The organism is Fuscovulum blasticum DSM 2131 (assembly GCF_003034965.1).
In the GTDB taxonomy this organism is placed as follows: Bacteria; Pseudomonadota; Alphaproteobacteria; order Rhodobacterales; family Rhodobacteraceae; genus Pseudogemmobacter; species Pseudogemmobacter blasticus.
Map to the genome: position 1 here is coordinate 46,727 of NZ_PZKE01000014.1, position 17,912 is coordinate 64,638.

At 64.3% G+C, this 17,912-nt stretch carries 17 protein-coding genes; 12 read left to right on the top strand and 5 right to left on the bottom strand.

Annotated features, from left to right (window positions below; translation table 11 throughout):
• Positions 1 to 2 precede the first annotated feature (2 nt).
• Genes cysW through C5F44_RS13895 form a run of 4 tightly spaced genes read right to left on the bottom strand, consistent with a single transcriptional unit; the run spans position 3 to position 3,800 of the window.
• Positions 3 to 842 (bottom strand): sulfate ABC transporter permease subunit CysW, encoded by an 840-nt coding sequence (gene cysW / locus C5F44_RS13880; RefSeq protein ID WP_107674141.1) that lies wholly within the window; start codon positions 840 to 842, stop codon positions 3 to 5.
• Positions 839 to 1,696: a sulfate ABC transporter permease subunit CysT gene (gene cysT / locus C5F44_RS13885; protein WP_107674142.1), complete on the bottom strand. Its 858-nt coding sequence runs from the start codon at positions 1,694 to 1,696 to the stop codon at positions 839 to 841. Before cysT ends, cysW begins: the two co-directional genes overlap by 4 nt.
• Positions 1,693 to 2,685: a sulfate ABC transporter substrate-binding protein gene (locus C5F44_RS13890; protein WP_107674143.1), complete on the bottom strand. Its 993-nt coding sequence runs from the start codon at positions 2,683 to 2,685 to the stop codon at positions 1,693 to 1,695. The genes cysT and C5F44_RS13890 overlap by 4 nt, the downstream gene beginning before the upstream one ends.
• Positions 2,682 to 3,800, bottom strand: a complete 1,119-nt coding sequence (locus C5F44_RS13895) for a sulfate/molybdate ABC transporter ATP-binding protein (RefSeq protein WP_107674144.1) — start codon at positions 3,798 to 3,800, stop codon at positions 2,682 to 2,684. Before C5F44_RS13895 ends, C5F44_RS13890 begins: the two co-directional genes overlap by 4 nt.
• 554 nt (positions 3,801 to 4,354) lie before the next feature.
• Here C5F44_RS13895 and C5F44_RS13900 point away from each other — a divergent pair.
• The 12 genes from C5F44_RS13900 (at position 4,355) to C5F44_RS13955 (ending at position 17,172) form a co-directional block, all read left to right on the top strand.
• On the top strand, positions 4,355 to 5,338 hold the full coding sequence (locus C5F44_RS13900) for a TRAP transporter substrate-binding protein (protein ID WP_181318276.1): 984 nt from the start codon (positions 4,355 to 4,357) through the stop codon (positions 5,336 to 5,338).
• 125 nt (positions 5,339 to 5,463) lie between these two features.
• Positions 5,464 to 6,024: a TRAP transporter small permease gene (locus C5F44_RS13905; protein WP_107674146.1), complete on the top strand. Its 561-nt coding sequence runs from the start codon at positions 5,464 to 5,466 to the stop codon at positions 6,022 to 6,024.
• Positions 6,021 to 7,295 carry a TRAP transporter large permease gene (locus C5F44_RS13910; RefSeq protein WP_107674147.1) on the top strand — a complete coding sequence of 425 codons (1,275 nt, stop codon included), beginning with the start codon at positions 6,021 to 6,023 and terminating at the stop codon, positions 7,293 to 7,295. Before C5F44_RS13905 ends, C5F44_RS13910 begins: the two co-directional genes overlap by 4 nt.
• Before the next feature lie 7 nt (positions 7,296 to 7,302).
• Positions 7,303 to 8,073 carry an IclR family transcriptional regulator gene (locus C5F44_RS13915; RefSeq protein ID WP_107674148.1) on the top strand — a complete coding sequence of 257 codons (771 nt, stop codon included), beginning with the start codon at positions 7,303 to 7,305 and terminating at the stop codon, positions 8,071 to 8,073.
• Complete coding sequence (locus C5F44_RS13920) at positions 8,070 to 10,145, top strand: hydantoinase/oxoprolinase family protein (protein WP_107674149.1); 2,076 nt, start codon at positions 8,070 to 8,072, stop codon at positions 10,143 to 10,145. The genes C5F44_RS13915 and C5F44_RS13920 overlap by 4 nt, the downstream gene beginning before the upstream one ends.
• 2 nt (positions 10,146 to 10,147) lie before the next feature.
• Positions 10,148 to 11,704, top strand: coding sequence for a hydantoinase B/oxoprolinase family protein (locus tag C5F44_RS13925; RefSeq protein WP_107674150.1), 1,557 nt, complete (start codon positions 10,148 to 10,150; stop codon positions 11,702 to 11,704).
• 20 nt (positions 11,705 to 11,724) lie between these two features.
• Positions 11,725 to 12,120 carry a cupin domain-containing protein gene (locus C5F44_RS13930; protein ID WP_206340521.1) on the top strand — a complete coding sequence of 132 codons (396 nt, stop codon included), beginning with the start codon at positions 11,725 to 11,727 and terminating at the stop codon, positions 12,118 to 12,120.
• 1 nt (position 12,121) lies between these two features.
• The gene (locus tag C5F44_RS13935; protein WP_107674152.1) at positions 12,122 to 12,904 is read left to right on the top strand and encodes an HpcH/HpaI aldolase family protein; all 783 of its coding nucleotides are present in this window, start codon (positions 12,122 to 12,124) and stop codon (positions 12,902 to 12,904) included.
• The gene (locus C5F44_RS13940) at positions 12,901 to 13,788 is read left to right on the top strand and encodes a beta-keto acid cleavage family enzyme (protein ID WP_107674153.1); all 888 of its coding nucleotides are present in this window, start codon (positions 12,901 to 12,903) and stop codon (positions 13,786 to 13,788) included. Before C5F44_RS13935 ends, C5F44_RS13940 begins: the two co-directional genes overlap by 4 nt.
• Before the next feature lie 20 nt (positions 13,789 to 13,808).
• Positions 13,809 to 14,969, top strand: a complete 1,161-nt coding sequence (locus C5F44_RS13945) for an acetyl-CoA acetyltransferase (protein ID WP_107674154.1) — start codon at positions 13,809 to 13,811, stop codon at positions 14,967 to 14,969.
• Positions 14,966 to 16,501 carry an AMP-binding protein gene (locus tag C5F44_RS13950; RefSeq protein ID WP_107674155.1) on the top strand — a complete coding sequence of 512 codons (1,536 nt, stop codon included), beginning with the start codon at positions 14,966 to 14,968 and terminating at the stop codon, positions 16,499 to 16,501. Before C5F44_RS13945 ends, C5F44_RS13950 begins: the two co-directional genes overlap by 4 nt.
• A 464-nt stretch (positions 16,502 to 16,965) precedes the next feature.
• On the top strand, positions 16,966 to 17,172 hold the full coding sequence (locus C5F44_RS13955) for a hypothetical protein (protein ID WP_107674156.1): 207 nt from the start codon (positions 16,966 to 16,968) through the stop codon (positions 17,170 to 17,172).
• Between the two features lie 6 nt (positions 17,173 to 17,178).
• Here C5F44_RS13955 and C5F44_RS13960 read toward each other — a convergent pair whose 3' ends face one another.
• Complete coding sequence (locus C5F44_RS13960; RefSeq protein ID WP_181318277.1) at positions 17,179 to 17,844, bottom strand: TetR family transcriptional regulator C-terminal domain-containing protein; 666 nt, start codon at positions 17,842 to 17,844, stop codon at positions 17,179 to 17,181.
• Between the last annotated feature and the right edge of the window lie 68 nt (positions 17,845 to 17,912).

A 17,912-nucleotide genomic window follows, 5' to 3' on the forward strand; every position in this document is an offset into this window, starting at 1 on the left:
CGTCAGCGCCGACGTTCAAGCACGACCTTGGCGACAAGCGCCAGCAGCGCGATCAATGTCAGGGTCGAGGCCGCGGCAAAGGCGCCGGCGATGTTCAGGTCGTTGAACAGCAGTTCGATCTGCAGGGGCAGGGTGTTGGTTTGCCCCCGGATCGAGCCGGACACGATCGAGACGCCGCCGAACTCTCCCACCGCGCGGGCCGAGCACAGGATGGCGCCGTAAAGCAGCGCCCAGCGGATGTTCGGCAGCGTGACCCGCCGGAACACCTGCCAACCCGAGGCGCCCAGCGTGACCGCCGCCTCTTCCTGATCGCTGCCCTGCGCCTGCATCAGGGGCAAGACCTCTCGCATCACGAAGGGAGAGGTGACGAACAGCGTCACCAGCACGATCCCCGGCAGGGCAAACAGGATCTGCAGGTCATGCGCGGCCAGCCAGGGGCCAAGCAGGCCCTGCCGGCCGTAGAGAAGCAGGTAGCAGATCCCGGCGATGATCGGCGAAATCGAGAACGGGATCTCGATCAGCGTCAGCAGGGCGCCGCGCCCCGGAAAGCGGAACCGGGCCACAAGCCAGGCCGCCGCGATGCCGAAGGCCACATTCACCGGCACCACCACAAGGGCGACCAGAACCGTCAGCCAGACGGCATGAAGGGTGTTCGGTTCAAGAATATTGGCCGCGAAGGCCGCCCAGCCGGCGGCGAAGGCCCGGTAGAAGATGTAGGCCAGCGGAATGACCACCAGCAGCAGGCTGGACAGCAGGGCTGCCGCGATCAGCAGCCGGGGGATCAGCCGGCCCTGGCCGGGTGCCGCGGTGTGAGTGGGCGACAGGGGCAGGGGGCTGCTCATTGCCGTTTTCCCTTGTAGCGCATGGCCCTTGCCTGCAGCAGGTTCGACGCCGCCAGCAGGACCAGCGCAAGGATCAGCAGCGTCAGCGCGATCACCGCGGCGCCGTTGTAATCGTATTCCTCAAGCCGGATCACCGCCAGAAGCGAGGCGATCTCGGTTTCCATCGGCAGGTTGCCGGCAATGAAGACCACGGCCCCGAATTCCCCCAACGACCGGGCGAAGGACAGGGAGATGCCCACCACGAAAGCGGGGAAGATCGCCGGAAACACGATCCGCCGGAACGCGGTGAACGGAAAGGCCCCCAAGGTTGCCGCCGCCTGTTCATACTGCGGGTCCAGGTCTTCCAGCACGGGCTGGACGGTGCGCACCACGAAGGGAATCGAGGTGAAGGCCATGGCGATGGTCACCCCCCAGATCGTGTAGACAACCTTGATGCCCTGCGGTTCCAGCACGGCGCCATACCAGCCGTTCCCTGCAAACAGCGCCGACAGCGTAAGCCCTGCAACAGCCGTTGGCAGGGCGAAGGGGATGTCGATCAGTGCATCCAGCAACCGCTTGCCCGGAAAATCATAGCGCACCAGCACCCAGGCCATCAGCAGGCCATAGACGGCACAGAGAACCGAGGCCATCGCGGCGGCCGAGATCGTCAGCTTCAGCGCCGCAAGCGTGCGCGGCGCGCTGGCAATCTCGAGGAACCGCAAGGGGCCGACCTCGGCCCCTTTCAGCACCAGCGCGATGATCGGCAGAAGGATGATGATGCCGACATAGGTCAGCGTCAGCCCCATTGTCAGGCCGAACCCGGGAAGAACCCGCTTCGGCCGGATGACCGAAGCGGTTGGTGTCGATGCCGTCATTGGTTCACGAACAGCGTGTCAAGGATGCCGCCTTCGGCAAGGTGCTCGGCCTTGATCTTGTCCCAGCCGCCGAAAACCTCTTCGACCGTCACCAGCTTCACATCGGGGAAGTCTGCCGCGGTCTCTGCCTTCACGGCCGGATCGTTGACCCGGTAGAAATGCCTGGCAAGGATGCGCTGACCTTCGGGGCTGTACAGGAATTCGAGATAGGCTTTCGACACCTCTTCCGTGCCCTTCTTTCTGGCATTCTCGGTCACGACCGCCACCGGGAATTCCGCCAGCAGGCTGAGCGAGGGCGTCACGCGGACAAAGCCCTTGTCGGCGTATTCCTTGGCGATGCCGCCGGTTTCGGCCTCGAACGTGATCAGAACATCGCCGATGTCCTTTTCCGCAAAGGTCGTGGTGGCTGCGCGCCCGCCAGTATCGAACACCGGAACGTTCGCGAACAGGGCCTTGACGAACTCTTGCGCCTTGGTTGCATCGCCGGCGTTCTTGTCCAGCGCATAGGCATAGGCGGCCAGATAGGTATAGCGCGCATTGCCCGAAGTTTTCGGATTGGGGAAGACAACCTTCACATCCGCGCGGACAAGATCATCCCAGTCCTTGATGCCCTTGGGGTTGTCCTTGCGCACAAGGAACGCCGGCAGCGAGTAATAGGGCGACGCCTCGTTCGGGAAGGCCTTGCGCCAGTCTGCGTCCAGCAGGCCGCCGGCGGCCAGAACGTCGATGTCGGTCACCTGGTTGAAGGTCACCACGTCAGCCGGCAGCCCCTCCAGAATGGCGCGTGCCTGTTTTGACGAACCGGCGTGCGATTGTTCGATCGTAACGTCCTTGCCGGTGGCATCTTTCCAGACCTTTGCGAAGGCGGGGTTCACTTCGGTGAACAGCTCTCGGGACACGTCATAGGACACGTTCAGGATCGAATCCTGCGCCATAGCCGGCAGCGCAAGGCCCAGGCCAAGGGCTGCGGCAAGAATACGGGTTTTCACGGGAGAGACTCCTTGAGTTCGGAAAGGGGGGCATCGGCAGGAACTGTCGGTCTTGCAGGCGGCGCCGTGGCGCTGCGCGGATCGACAAACACGCATCCCGCCTGCACGCGCAGATGAACGGCTTGCCCGACCGCCAGTGCCGTGGCGGTTCGTCTTGGCACCTCGGCGTCCATCTCGACACCGGCGGATTCGGTCAGCCGCACCCGCAACAGGGCGCCGGTCGAGGCAAGGTCGGTAATCCGGTAGCGGCCATCTTCGGCCGGAACGGGGGTGATGTCAGAGGCCCGCAGGAACAGCCGCGCCGGGCCATCGGGCAGCGCGCGGCGGGGCAGGGCGGTTGCGTCCAGCCCCCGCGCCTGAACCCGGCCTGCCTGAAGGGTGACCGGAAGTTCGACGGTGTGCCCCAGAAACCGCGCCACGAACGGAGAGGCGGGATGATCATAAATCTCGTCGGGCCGACCGATCTGTTCGATCCGGCCGGCACCCATGACAACTACGCGATCAGCCAGCTCGAAGGCTTCTTCCTGGTCATGGGTGACAAAGATCGTGGTGGTTCCCGACGCTTCATGGACGTGGCGCAGCCAGCGGCGCAGGTCGCGCCGGACCTGCGCGTCGAGCGCGCCGAAGGGTTCGTCCAGCAGCAGGATACGGGGCGAGGTTGCCAGTGCCCGCCCCAAGGCAACCCGCTGGCGCTGTCCGCCGGACAGTTCCGCCGGGTATCTGTCGGCCAGGGTTTCGATCTGCAGGAACTGCAACAGTTCGTTCACCCGGGCGGTGATGGCCGCCGCATCGGGGCGGCGGGGGCGGGGCTGAACGGTCAGCCCGAAGGCGATGTTGTCGCGTACCCGCATGTGGGGGAACAGGGCATAATGCTGGAAGACGAACCCCGTCTCCCGGGTCTGCGGCCGCCGCGCCAGCCAGTCCTCGTCCGCAACGGTCAGCGAACCCGCGTTCGGCCAGTCAAGGCCGGCGATGATCTTCAGCAGCGTGGTCTTGCCCGACCCGGACGGCCCCAGCAGCGCCACCAGTTCGCGGTCGGCGACGGCAAGATCAATGCCCCTGAGGACTTCGGTCGCACCGAAGCGGCGTGTCAGGTTTTCGATCACAAGCGCCATGGGGCCTCCTTCAGACCCGGGCAAGGTAACGGCCCGGGGGGCGCAGGGGCAAGGAACGGGGCGAATTGAACTTGATGCGTGAAAGGGGATAATTTTTCCTTTCATGCCGCCATTTTCGGTGAAATCTTCTATTCAGGCGAAATTCGGCAGATTTGATGCAGGATTCGCCCACCGGCGTTCGTGCCATTCCGGGCGTATGGAAAGGTTGCGGACGGGGCCCTGCCCTGCCGCGTTCGGCCCTGGAAAACCCAGCACTTTCAAGCGGATCAGGCCTGCCTTGCCGGCTCTGCCACTGACAGGGCGCGGGCTGGGAGGCCGTGGTTTCGCGGGATGTCCGGCGAAGGGGCCGGGGGGCTGCGCCGCCCTGCGTTCAAAGACGCATCCGCAAGGCGGATCCGCCTTCATCAGAGCAGAGTTCATCGCCGGGATGCGCCTGCGAGGCGCGCGCCCGGACTGCCGCGGCAATGGCGGCAGCAAACCGATTGACCCGAATCAATGTGTATCATATGTTGATATGGCGTTTCAATATAAGAAACGAAATGGGAGGAGAAACCATGAATATCCGATACGGCGCCTTCGCCGTAATTGCGCTCCTGTGCCCTGCGGCTGGCTGGGCGCAGGACTACACGCTGAAGTTTGGCCACGCCGCGACATCGACGCACCTGTTCCAGGACGGGCTGGTGATGTTCGCCGAAAAGGTGGCCGACAAGACCGATGGCAAGGTGAAGGTCGAAGTCTTCGGTGACCGCCAGCTTGGCGATGACAAGCAGCTTCTGGAGGGGGTGCAGCTTGGAACAATCGACGGTGCGCTGGTGTCAGTGCCGACAATCCCGCTGACGCTGAACGCCCCGGCGTTCGACGCGCTGCAGTTGCCGTTCCTTGTGCCGAGCTATGACAAGATGGCCGAAGTCCTGTCCTCGGATGTCGGGTCGCAGTTTCTGGATACCTTGACGCCCCTGGGCATCAAGGGGCTGGGCTATGTCGAGGCGGGACAGCGCCACTTCCTGTCGCGCACCAAGCAGGTGACGACGGTCGATGATTTCAAGGGCCTGAAAACCCGCATCGTTCCCACGCCACTTCACAAGGCAATCTGGGAAGCGGTTGGCACCAGCCCCATCGGCATGGCCTTCGGCGAGGTGTTCTCGGCGCTGGAAACCGGAACGATCGACGCGGTCGAGATCAACCTGTCGTCTGCCTATGCCGAAAGCTATTACGAGGCCGCCAAGAACGTGACGCTGACAGGCCATTACTTCTGGCCCGGCGTGCTTATGATGAGCGGTGCCAAGTTCGACAGCCTGCCGGAAGATGTGCAAAAGGCCATTGCCGAGGCTGCGCATGAAGTCATCGTCGAGCAGTATGCGCTGGCCCGCGATCAAGAGGCGGAAACTGCCAGAAAGCTGGAAGAAAAGGGCGCGATCATCTCGCAGTTCAGCGAACTGCCCGAGATGCAGGCCCGGGTGCAGCCGGTGGTCGATGCCTGGCTGACAAAAGACCCGCTGATCCAGGTCTTCGTTGACGCGGTGCGCGCCACGAACTGATCCGCGCGGGGCGCGGCCAGCCCAAGGCGGCCGCCCCCCTCTCCGTCCGCATCACTCCGACACGGTTTCCAGCGTGGCCCACGGGCCGCGGCGGGGAAGGTGTGTCCGATCACGGGAAACAAGCCATGCGTGCCATGCGACGCACATTCGACGCGATCCTTTCGACCTGCCTCATCTGGATGCTGGTTGTTCTGTTGGGGGTGATGTTGGTGCAGATCTTTCTGCGCTACGGGTTTTCCACTTCGCTGATCTGGGGCGAAGAGGTGTGCCGGTATCTGCTTGTCTGGGTGTCTTTCCTGGGGGCGATCCTGGCCTATGAACGCGGCGAGATCGCAAGCGTTCCGATGCTGCGCGATGCGCTGCCGCGCCGGCTTGGCCTTGTCCTGGCCATGTTTGCCAATGCCTGCGGCGTGGTGCTGCTGGCTGTGCTGGTCTGGTACGGCTGCATCTATGCCCATCGTCTTGGGTCGGCGCCAATTCCCGCGATGAAATTCCTGCTGGGCGATCTGTTCGGGCCGGATGTGGCGGTGCCCAGCATGTTCTGGATCTATGTCGCGCTGCCTGTGGGCCTGGCCCTGTTCGCGCTGCGGCTGGCGATGGATATTCTGCTCTACGCCCGGATGATGAACCGTGGCCAACGTGCCTCGGACCTGCGCGACGATCTTGCCCGGGAGATGCACGGATGATCCTGTATCTGGGCATTTTCTTCGTTGCGCTGATGATCGGTATGCCCGTTGCCCTGGGGCTGGGCATGGCCTCGCTGATCTATCTGCTGATCGAGGGGCACGGTCATCTGCTGATGGCCTTCCCGCAGCGCATGATCGCCGGGATCGACAGTTTCCTTCTGCTGACGATCCCCTTCTTCATCCTGGCCGGAAACCTGATGAGCGCGGCCAACATGACCGGCCATATCGTGCGGTCCGCCCAGCTTTTGGTCGGGCGCATCAAGGGCGGGCTGGCAATCGTCAACGTGCTGTCAAACTTCCTGCTGTCGGGGGCCAGCGGGGCTGCAACTTCTGAGGCGGCTGCGGTCGGCGGCATCATGATCCCGCCGATGAAGCGCGATGGCTATGATCCGGCCTATGCGGCCGCGCTGACCGCGACCGGCTCGCTTCTGGGGCCGCTGATTCCGCCGTCCTTGCCGCTGATCCTGTTCGGTGTGCTGTCGGGCACCTCGATCGGCGATCTGTTCCTGGCGGGGATTGTGCCGGGCATCATCCTTGGCGGGCTGCTGCTGGTGTACGCCCTTTGGAAAGGGCACCGTGAAAACCACCCCGTCGCCCCCCGCGTGCCGGTGGAAGAGCGGCGCGGCATCCTGATCACGGCCACCCCGGCGATCATCATGCCCATCCTGATCGTGGTGGGCATCCGCAGCGGGATCTTCACCCCGACCGAGGCCGCCGGCGTGGCCTGTCTTTATGCGCTGGCCTGCGGCTTCTTCATCTATCGCTCGCTGAACTGGACAAAGCTGCGGAAGTGCTTCTACGACACCGCCACCATGTCTTGCGGCGTGATGCTGGTGGTGGCGATGGCCAGCATGACGGGCTTTGTACTGGGGATCGAAAGCCTGCCGCAAAAGGTTGCCGCGCTGATCCTGGGGCTGACAGAGAACCCGGTTCTGCTGGTGATCCTGCTGAACGTGATCCTGCTGATCCTGGGGCTTTTCCTGGAGCCGCTGGCTGCGATGGTCCTCATCATGCCGATCCTGAATGCGCTGGCGCCGACCATCGGCATGGATTCGGTGCAGATGGGCGTGATGGTTGTCCTGAACCTGATGATCGGCCTGTGCACGCCTCCGGTGGGGCTGGTCCTGTTCATCGTCAGTTCCATCGCGCGCAGCCCGCTTCAGGCCGTGGCGCGGGCATCGCTTCCCATGCTGTGCCTGTGCCTGATCGTTCTGTTTCTCGTTGCGGCGGTTCCAGGCATCACGCTTGGCATCCCGGCTTTGTTGAAGTGAGGGAACTATGACTGTGGAACTCGACAAATCAGTGAACCAGTCCACCCAGATGGCCTTCATGGTGATCGAAGTGATGGCCGAGATCGGCAAGCCGGTGGCGCTGTCCGAACTGTCGCGGCGGATCGGATCGTCAAAGGTTCGCGTGTTCCGGTTTCTGCGCACGCTGCTGTCGCTGGGCTATGTGCTGCAAGACCCGGAAACCGACAAATACCGGCTGTCCTACAAGCTGTATCACCTGGGGCAGGCGCTGGCGGATTCCACCGATATTCTGCGCGAGGCCCGGCCCGTGATGGTGGAGTTGCGCGATACGACCGGCTTCACGGTGTCGCTTTCGCAGATGGAAGCAACGGGAATGCGTATCCTGGACATGGTGCGCACCGAGCAGCCGGTTGAAATCGTCACCCGCCCCGGCGCGCTGCTGGACTTTCATGCCTCGGCGCAGGGCAAGATTGCCCTGGCCTTCGGCGGGGCACATCTGGCCGAAGGGCCGCTGCGCCAATGGACGGGCGAAACCCCGACAGATCGCGCGATCGTGGCTGCGGACGTTCTGGCCGCGCGCAAGCTGGGCTGGGCCGAGGCCCCCAATCAGACGCTGCAAGGGGTGACCGCGGTCTCGGCCCCTGTGTTCGACAGGGACGGCGCCTTCATCGCCACACTGACCATCGCCGGGCCGACGATGATCATCGGCACCCCCCCGGCCGAGCGCTTCATCGAGGCGCTGATCGGGGCGGCCCGCAAAATCTCCATCAATCTTGGAAACACGGACCAACACACATGACAAGATACTCTCTGGCGGTCGACATAGGCGGCACTTTTACAGACGCCGTGCTGCTGGTCGACGATGGCCGCACCTATGTGGACAAGACCCTGACCACGCATGGCAACCTGTTGGAAGGGTTCTTCCGGGGGGTGAACCTTGTGATGGGGCGCGCGGGAATCAAGCCTGCCGACGTGAACGATGTGATCGTTCATGCAACGACCGTCGTCACCAACGCCCTGATCGAGCGGAAGGGCCCGCCGGTGGGGCTGATCCTGACAAAGGGGTTCACGGATATCCTCTATATCCGGGACGAGCATCGCTATGACATGTACGATCCCCAGATCGAATTCGCCGAACCCCTGATCCCCCGCGAACGGACCTGGGCGCTGGATGAACGTGTTCTGGCCGACGGTTCGGTCGAGACTGCGGCGCAGGTGGCGGAGATCGAGGCCATCGCCAGGGACTGTCTGGCGCGGGGCATTGAATCTGTCGGCGTCAGCCTGATCAACGCCTATCGCAACGGTGTGAACGAGGCGCTGGTGGCCGAGGTCTTTGCCCGCGTGGCGCCGGAGATCTTCGTTTCGCTGTCGTCAGAGATCGCGCCGCAGATGCGGGAATATCTGCGCACGTCGACCGTTGCGATCAATGCCTATACCGTGCCGATCACCCGGCCCTATCTGAACGCGCTGATTGCAGAGCTGGAAAAGCAGGGCTTTTCGCAGCAGCCGCTGATCATGCTGTCAAATGGCGGTGTGATCGGGGCGGGCAGGGCAGGAACGCTGCCCGTGCGCATGATCGAAAGCGGCCCGGCGGCCGGGGCGCTGGTGGCCTGCTATTTCTCGCGCATCTTCGGGTTGCCGGACCTGATCTCGTTCGACATGGGCGGAACCACGGCCAAGGCCTGCATGATCCAGAACCACGAACCGCTGGTGATAGGCACCTTCGAGGTGGATCGCCGCTACCGTTTCAAGCCCGGTTCGGGGATGCCAATCACGGTGCCGTCAATCGACATGATCGAGATCGGTGCCGGCGGCGGGTCGATCGCCTGGGTTGATGAACTGGGCTTGCTGCGGACCGGACCGGAAAGCGCCGGGTCGATCCCCGGTCCGGTCAGCTATGGCCGGGGCGGCCAGGAGCCCTGCGTCACCGATGCCGATGTCGTTCTGGGTATTCTGGACCCCGACCGCTTTCTGGGCGGCGACATGAAGCTGGATGCGGCGGCGGCCAGGGCCGCGATTGCCAGGCTTGGCGCAAAGATCAATCTGACGGCCGAACAGACCGCCTGGGGTATCTATGAAGTGGTGTGCGAGCAGATGGCCTCGGCCGCGCGCACCCATGCCACGGACCGGGGGGTCGACTATCGCGGCCTGCCGATGCTGGCCTTTGGCGGTGCGGGCCCCGTTCACGCCTGCCTTGTGGCGGATCTGATTGAATCGAAGCAGGTCATCTATCCCCCGCTCGCCTCGGTCTTGTCGGCCTTTGGCACCCTGGTGACGCCTGCGCAGATTGACCTGGTGCGAAGCCAGCTTTGCCCCATGGATCGGCTTGATCCCGATGCGGCCCGCGGCTTTGTCTCTCAGATGACCGAAGAGGGCACGGCGGCCCTGAAGGAGGCCGGCCTTGCCGAGGCGGACATCAGCTTCGTCTTCGGTGCGGACCTGCGCTATCTTGGCCAGCAGTCCGAACTGCGGATCGAACTGCCCTTCGATCCGCGCAGCGGTCTGAACACCGGCATCATGCGCGAGATCTTCGAGCGCGAGTATGTCGCGCAATATGGCCTGAAGCTGGCCGATATGGCGATCGAACTGGTGAACTGGCATGTCACGGCCAGGGGCAGCCTGCCTGACCGCGCCGCGGCGCATGTGATCAGGGGGGGCAGCCGCCCCACGCCGCGCAGCCGTGTCGTTCATTTCCGCGGCAAGCCCACGGAAACCGCCGTCTACACCCGTTCGGAGCTGATGGAGGGCGAGGTGATCGCCGGTCCCGTCATCGTGGAAGAGCGCGAAACCACGATCTTCGTCCTGCCGGGATGGACGATCCGCCTGCACCCCAACGGCAGCCTTGTTGCCGACAAAATGACGGAGCTTTGAAGATGGATGGCGTAGAACTTCAGATCCTGTGGTCGAACCTGATCGGGATCGTTTCGGAACAGGCCCGCGCCCTGCAACGTATCGCCTTTTCGCCCATCGTCCGCGAGGCGGGCGATCTGGCAAACGGTCTGTTCGATGCCCGCGCCCGCATGGTTGCGCAGGCGGTGACCGGCACGCCGGGCCACATCAACTCGCTTGCCGCCGCGGCGCGCAACCTGCTTGCCCATGTCGATGCAGACAAGCTGCAACCGGGTGATGTGCTGATCACCAATGACCCCTGGATGTCGGCGGGCCATTTCTTCGACATCACGATCCTGTCGCCGATCTTTCGCGGTGAAAGGCTTATCGGCTATGCCGGATCGACCATTCACCACACCGATATCGGCGGCTATGGCATCGGGTCCGGTGCGCGCGACCTGCATGAGGAAGGGCTGTGGATTCCCGTCCTCAAACTTTACGAGGCAGGGGTGCGCAATGAGACGCTGTTCTCGATCATCACCCGGAACGTGCGCACGCCCGATGCGTTGCTGGGCGACCTTGGGGCACAGGTTTCATCCGGCATGATCGCATCGCAGCGGCTGAATGCGCTGTGCGACCGTTACGGGCTGGATGACATCGAGACCCTGGCAGACGAGATCATCAACAGATCGGAAGCCGCCACGCGCGACTCGATCCGCGCGCTGCCGGGGGGCACGTTCCACGGGTCTTCCACCTTTGACGTGCCGGGTGGGGACCGGATCACGCTGAAGACGGCCGTGACGATTGATAACGTGGCCGGCGAGATCACGGTCGATTTCGCGGGGTCGTCGGGCCGCAGCCCGCGCGGCATCAACGTGGTGCCCGCCTATACGCAAGCCTATGCGACCTTTGCCATCCGTTCGACCCTGAACCCGGATCTGCCCAACAATGCAGGCTCGCTTTCGCCAATCAGGCTGAAGCTGCCGGACAACTGCATCGTGAACGCAACCTATCCGTCGCCGGTGAACGCGCGCCATGTGGTTGGCATGTATGTGCCCTTCCCGATCCTGAATGCGCTGGCCCAGGTGGTGCCTGACAAGGTGGTTGCCGAAGGCTCTGGCGCGGTGTGGACGGTGCAGATCCAAGGGCAGGATGCCGAGGGGCGGCCCTTTACCTCGTCCATGTTCAACTATTCGGGCGGAATGGGCGCGCGCGCGACCAAGCCGGGCATTTCGGCGGTCTGTTATCCCACCGGGGTTTCGGCGGTTCCGGTTGAGGTGCTGGAAGCGGCCTATCCGATTGTCTTTACCTGCAAGGAACTGGAGCTGGGATCGGGCGGGGCAGGGCGCCAGCCCGGGGGCAACGGGCAGCGCATCGGGTTCCGTATGAGAACGACGCAACCCTGGCTTCTGAACACCGTGCCCAGCCGTCTGCATGAGGCCCCCCAAGGCCTTGACGGCGGCCAGCCGGGGCGTGCCGGCCAGTTCCTGGTGAATGGCACCGCGGCGGTCCTGTCGGGCAAGACCGACATGAAGCCGGGGGACGAGATCATGATGTTCACCCCGGGCGGCGGCGGCTTTGGCGCGCCCGAGCCGGTCTGACAAAGGGCGAGGAGCAAGACATGAGCGAAGACCTGCAACCCTTTCGTATGCCGATCAAATGGGAAGACCTGCCCCGCTTTCCGGTGCGGGACCATATCAGCCGCGCCGGATTTCGCGGCGAGGATGTGCTTCTGGTGATGAACTGGCTGGAAAAGGGCATGACCCTTGGAATGCACAAGCATCCGTTCGAACAGATTGCCGTCGTGCTGACGGGCCGGATGCGCTGGACGGTGGGAGAGCAGACCTTTGAGGTTGGCGCGGGCGAGGTACTGCGCGTGCCGCCCGATGTGATGCACGGCGGGATTCCGATTTCGGATGAGGTGGTGATGAACCTCGATATCTTCTGCCCCATCCGCGAGGATTACCTGGAGATCGTCGAACACCAGGCTGCCGACTTTGCGGTCAAGGGAGGCTGAGATGGGCTTTCCCGCCGTTCTGGCAGATTTCGCCCCGACCTTGCGTCAGGGCGGGCTGCATCTTTCGACCTTCTGCCAGTTTCCGGATGCGAATGTGATCGAGGCCCTGGCCAAGACCAGGCTGGAGTCCTTCGTGCTGGATATGCAGCATGGCATGTTCGACGAGGCATCGGTCCTGGCCTGCGTGGCGGCGGGTGCGCTGGAAGGCAAGCCGGTGCTGGTGCGCCTGCCGGTGGATGCCGGCGGGCTTGCGTCACGGGTGCTCGATTTCGGCGCGGCGGGGGTTGTGTGCCCGATGGTCAACACCGCCGAAGACGCCAGACGGCTGGTCAGCTATCTGAAGTTCCCGCCGGTCGGCGCCCGAAGCTGGGGGCCGCGCCGGGCCATTCCGATCACCGGCCAGACGGCGCCCGGCTATCTTGCCCGGGCCAATAACCTGACGCTGGCCTTCGCCATGATCGAAACACGGCAGGCCCTGGACAATCTGGATGCCATTCTGGCCGTTCCGGGCATCGACGGGGTTTTCGTCGGTCCGTCCGATCTGTCGGTGTCGTTGTCCGACGGAGCAACGCTGGACAGCGCCGATGTGGCCCCGGCGCTGGATCTGGTTGCCGCAAAGGCCAGGGCGGCGGGGAAGATTGCAGGCATTTTCGCGATCAACCCGGACTATGCGGCCGATTGCGCGGCGCGGGGCTACAGCTTCATCGCGCTGATGCAGGATGCAATGTTCATGGCGCAGGCGGCGGATGCCTCGGTCGCGGCGGTCCGGGGCAAGACCGGATGAGCCGCCCCGTCATCCTGACCGCCTGTATCAATGGCGGGCGGCCGGATGCGGCCGCCCTGAACCCGAACCTTCCCGTCACCCCTGCACAGATTGCCGCGGCTGTTGCCGAGGCGGCCGCCTTGGGCGCTGCGGTGGCGCATGTTCATGTGCGCGATCCGAAGGATGGAAGGCCATCGAACGACCCCGGCCTTTGGGCGGAAACGGTTGCGCGGATTCGCGCCACCGGCGCGGACATCCTGCTGAACCTCAGCGCCTCGATGGACGGGCTGCTTTATCTGGATGACGAGGCGGGGTTTGCGCTCTTGCCCGCCAGCACATTGCGCCCCGTCTCGGGCCGCACGGCCCATGTGATTGCCGCGCGGCCCGAGATTGGCACCATGGACTGCGGAACCTTTGCCATGGGGCCGGCCATTCATGTGGCCCGGATCGACGATCTTCGTGAAATGGCCCGCCTTTATGCCAGGGCGGGAATCCGGGCCGAAGTCGAATGTTTTGACTTCGGTCACCTTGAAATCGCGCGCCGGCTGGTGGCGGAAGGCTTGTTGGGCGCGCGGCCGTTTCTGCAGATCTGCCTTGGCACCGGATATGGCGGCGCACCCGCCACCCGGGCCGCCCTGCTGGCAATGTACGAGCGGATTCCCGAAGGGGCTGTCTGGGCCGCCTTTGCCGCCGCAGAGGAAAATCTGTGGGTCGCGCGTGAAGCGGTTGCCTTGGGCGGGCATGTCCGCGCCGGTCTGGAGGACACGCTGTTTGACAGCGCCGGTCTGCCGACCACCAACGCCGCCCTGCTGACGACAGCGGTTGCAATCATCACCGGCGCGGGCGGCAGGCCCGCCAAACCGGCCGAAGCGCGGCAGATTCTTGATCTGCCCGCAAATGCCTGAGACCAGGACAGGGGAACAGAATGGGCGAGTCATTCATTACGGGCTGGGGCCACACGAAGTTTGGCCGGTTTGACGGAGATCTGGAGGCGCTGATCCTGACGGCGGCCCGTGAAGCGATTGACCACGCCGGGATCACCCCCGACGCGATCGACGCCATCTGGATCGGGCATTTCAACGCCGGCATGGTGCATGAGGCATTTCCGTCGTCTCTGGTGCTGAACCTTGATCCGGCGATGCGCTTCACGCCCGCCACGCGCTGCGAAAATGCCTGCGCCTCGGGGTCTGCCGCCGTCTATTCCGCGCGTGAGGCGATCCGCGCGGGTTCCATCAAAAGGGCGCTGGTCATCGGCGTGGAAAAGATGACGGCCAAAGACACAGCGGGCGTGACCGAGGCCCTTGGCGGGGCCTCTTACCAGCGCGAAGAGGCCGGCACGTCTTTCCCGCAGGTGTTTGCCCGCTTTGCACAGGCCTATTCGCAGGCCTATGGCGATTGCAGCGAGACCCTGGCCCGTATCGCGGCAAAGAACCATGCCAATGCCCTGAACAACCCGTTGGCGCAGTTGCAAAAGGCGCTGAGTGTTGAGTTCTGCAATACCGTCTCGGACAAGAACCCGATGATTGCCGCGCCCTTGCGGATGACGGATTGCTCGCTGATTTCGGATGGTGCTGCGGCGCTGGTCCTGACGGATGAAAGCCTGCTGGGTGAACATGCGCGCGCCGTGGGGTTTCGCGCTGCGGTGCAGGTGAATGATTTCATGCCGATGTCGCGCCGCACCCTGCTGGACTTTGACGGTCCCGCCGAGGCCTTCCGCCGCGCCTATGCGGCGGCCGGGATCACGGCGGCAGACCTGTCCTGCGCCGAGGTGCATGACTGCTTCACGATTGCGGAGCTTCTGACCTATGAGGCGATGGGGATAACGCCCAGGGGCCGGGGTCGGCAGGCCATCGAGGAGGGCACTGTTCTGGCCGGGGGCCGCCTGCCGGTGAATCTGTCGGGCGGCCTGAAGGCGAAGGGGCATCCCGTCGGGGCCACGGGCGTTTCCATGCATATGATGGGCGCGCGGCAGGTTCTGGGGGAAGCGGCACAGATGCAGGTGCCGGGTGCCGAGCTGGCCTGCGTGTTCAACATGGGCGGGGCCGCCGTGGCGAATTATGTTTCCATTCTTGAGGCGGCAAAGTGAACCCCGCGGTCTGGCTGCAGCGGGCGGCGTGGCGATGGCCCGATCGCCCGGCCCTGTTCTCTGGCGCCACAGAGGTTGCCAGCTATGCAGAGTTCCGGGCGCGGGCCGGTGCGCTTGCGGCGGGGCTTGTCGGGCAGGGTATCGGGCCCGGAGACCGGGTTGCGCTGTTTCTTGCCAACCGGCCGGATTACCTGGTGGCCATGCAGGCGATCTGGTGGATCGGGGCCGTTACGGTGCCCGTGAACTTCAAACTGCACCCAAAGGAGGCCGCCTTTATCCTGGACCATTCCGGGGCCAGGCTGTGCTTTGCCGATGGGCATCACGCGGGCGAACTGGCGGGCTTGGCCCCCACCACCCGCGTCCTGGACATGGATTCGGCGGCATTTGTCGATCTTGTCGCCGATGCGCCGCCGCCGCCCTTGCATCCGACGGCCCAGGACGACACCGCCTGGCTGTTCTACACCTCGGGCACGACGGGGCAGCCAAAGGGTGTCATGCTCAGCCCTGCCAATCTTCAGGCCATGTGCCTTGGCTATCTTGCCGATGTCGATGCCGTGTCGGCGGCGGATGCCAAGGTCTATGCCGCGCCGATGTCACACGGGGCCGGGCTTTATCAGTTCATGTATCTGATGTGCGGCGCCCGGCATGTTGTGCCGGCTTCGGGCGGATTTGACGGCGACGAGATCCTTGATCTGGCGGCGCGGCTTGGAAATCTGTGCTTCTTTGCCGCCCCCACCATGATCCGCCGCCTGATCGCGGCAGCCCGCGCGCGCGGCAGCCGGGGCGACGGGGTTCGGACCATCGTTTATGGCGGCGGACCCATGTATCTGGCCGACATTCGTGATGCGATGGCCCTGTTCGGCCCCCGTTTCGTGCAGATCTACGGGCAGGGGGAAACCCCGATGACCATAACCGTGCTGACCCGCGCTGCGCATGTCGAGGCGCTTGCCGCCGGGCCGCAGGATGCAACCCACAGCCGGCGTCTGGCCTCGGTGGGTGTGGCAAATGCAGGGTGCGAAGTGGCGGTTCTGGGCCGGGATGGCGCCGCCTTGCCCCCGAACGCGATGGGGGAGATTGCCGTGCGCGGACCATCTGTCATGAAGGGGTATTGGCAGGACAGGGCGGCCACGGCAGCGGCCATCCGCGATGGCTGGCTGTACACCGGCGATGTCGGTGCCCTTGATGAGGCGGGCTTTCTCACGCTGCATGACCGTTCGAAGGATGTGATCATTTCCGGCGGGACCAACATCTATCCGCGCGAAGTGGAAGAGGCGCTGTTGACCCATCCGGCGGTGGCAGAGGTTTCCGTGATCGGGCAAGCCGATGCGGAATGGGGAGAGATTGTTGTTGCCTGCGTCGTGCCCGAAGAGGGCGTGCAGGTTGACGACCGGACCCTTGACGCCCATTGCCTGACCCAGATCGCGCGGTTCAAGCGGCCTAAGCACTATGTCTGGCTGACAGACCTGCCAAAGAATGCCTACGGCAAGGTGCTGAAAACCGAACTGCGCAAGGCCCTGACGGGCGTTCAGTAGGCAAGCGGCACATCCTGCACTGGGGCCGGGTCGCAGGATCAGCGCTCCCCGTCAGCACGAAGCGCTACCCCGGGTTGATTGCCTTGGGTGGCGCATGTCTGGTTCGGGCGGCGCGGCTCGCGGCTTTGGAATAGATACATTCATATTTTAATTGGAGTTTTGAACCACAGCGATGCCAGATGCGGCAATCTTTGCCCCTGCGACAGGGGCTGCGACATCAGGAAAGGGCCTGCGACGGGGGGTGCGGCACAGTTGCAAGTTGAATGGTGCGCGCTTCTGCGTCAGGGCAGGGATTACAAGTTCGTGATCGCGCAGCGCCCTGGCGGTCGGACTGGTCTGAAGGCTTCCGCGGCATCTGTGTCCGGGGGTTGAAGGCTTGGAAGATGCTCCTGGCGCGTCGTGATTTCCAGCAAAGCCCGCTCTCACGGGCAAGAGTTGCCCGATACGGTTTCGAGGTTCTTCCGATGACAAGACCCGCCTATTCCTTCGAGTTCGAAACCAGCACCCCCGCCCCGACCGTGCAGGCGCATGAGTGGTTGGCGGTGCAGGCGCTGAAGGCTGTCGCAGCCCGGCGCAAGATTCAGGCTGCGGCGAACACCGACACGCCCTGCACAAGACAATCAGAGGTGCAGCCGGGCAGCGCGGGCAGAGACACTTCCCGCCGCCCCTGAAGCGGATCAGCCGCTGCGGCGGCCGACCGGGAAATGCCGCGGGAAGCAGAGGCCCGCGGCGGCCCGGGCGGTGTCGCGCGCTTCGCTGACCGTGTAGGGCCGGGCCATCGTCATCAGGTCAAGCCAGGCGCCTTCGATCGTCAACCGCAGGATGCGGGCGATTCGGGGCACGTCATGGCCATAGCCGCCGGCTTCGTTCAGCCGGGCGCAGATCGCTTCAAGCGCGCGGATGTATTCCTCATCCTTGTCGCCATAGCTTTCCTGATACATCGGCCGGCTTTGCGCCTCGCCCCAGAAGGCACACCAGGCGGCCAGGCGGGCGGGGGTGCAGATGCCGGGGGCGAAGTCGGCCTCGATCAGCGCGGCCAGTTGCGCGGCCGGTTCGTCGCCGGCCGCGGCCAGCGCATCCTGCCAGTTCCGGCGGTATTCCTCGGCCAGATAGGCCAGCGTCTCGGCCAGCAGTTTTTCCTTGGTTTCAAAGTGAAACAGCACCAGCCCGTGTGACAGGCCGGCCATGCGCGCCACCTCGGTCAGGGTGGTGCGGGCAAAGCCGCGCGCGGCCATGGTTTCGATCGTGGCCTCGATCAACTGGCTGCGCCGCACCTCGCGGCTGCGGGTGCGGGGCGGGCGCGAGTCGGCGGCAGCCTGATCGGGCGGGGCTGGGTCGGGCAAGGCAACAGTCCTTTCGCCGGAAACAGGGGACGTTCTAGCGGATATGGGGCGGATGCAAAGCGTAATCT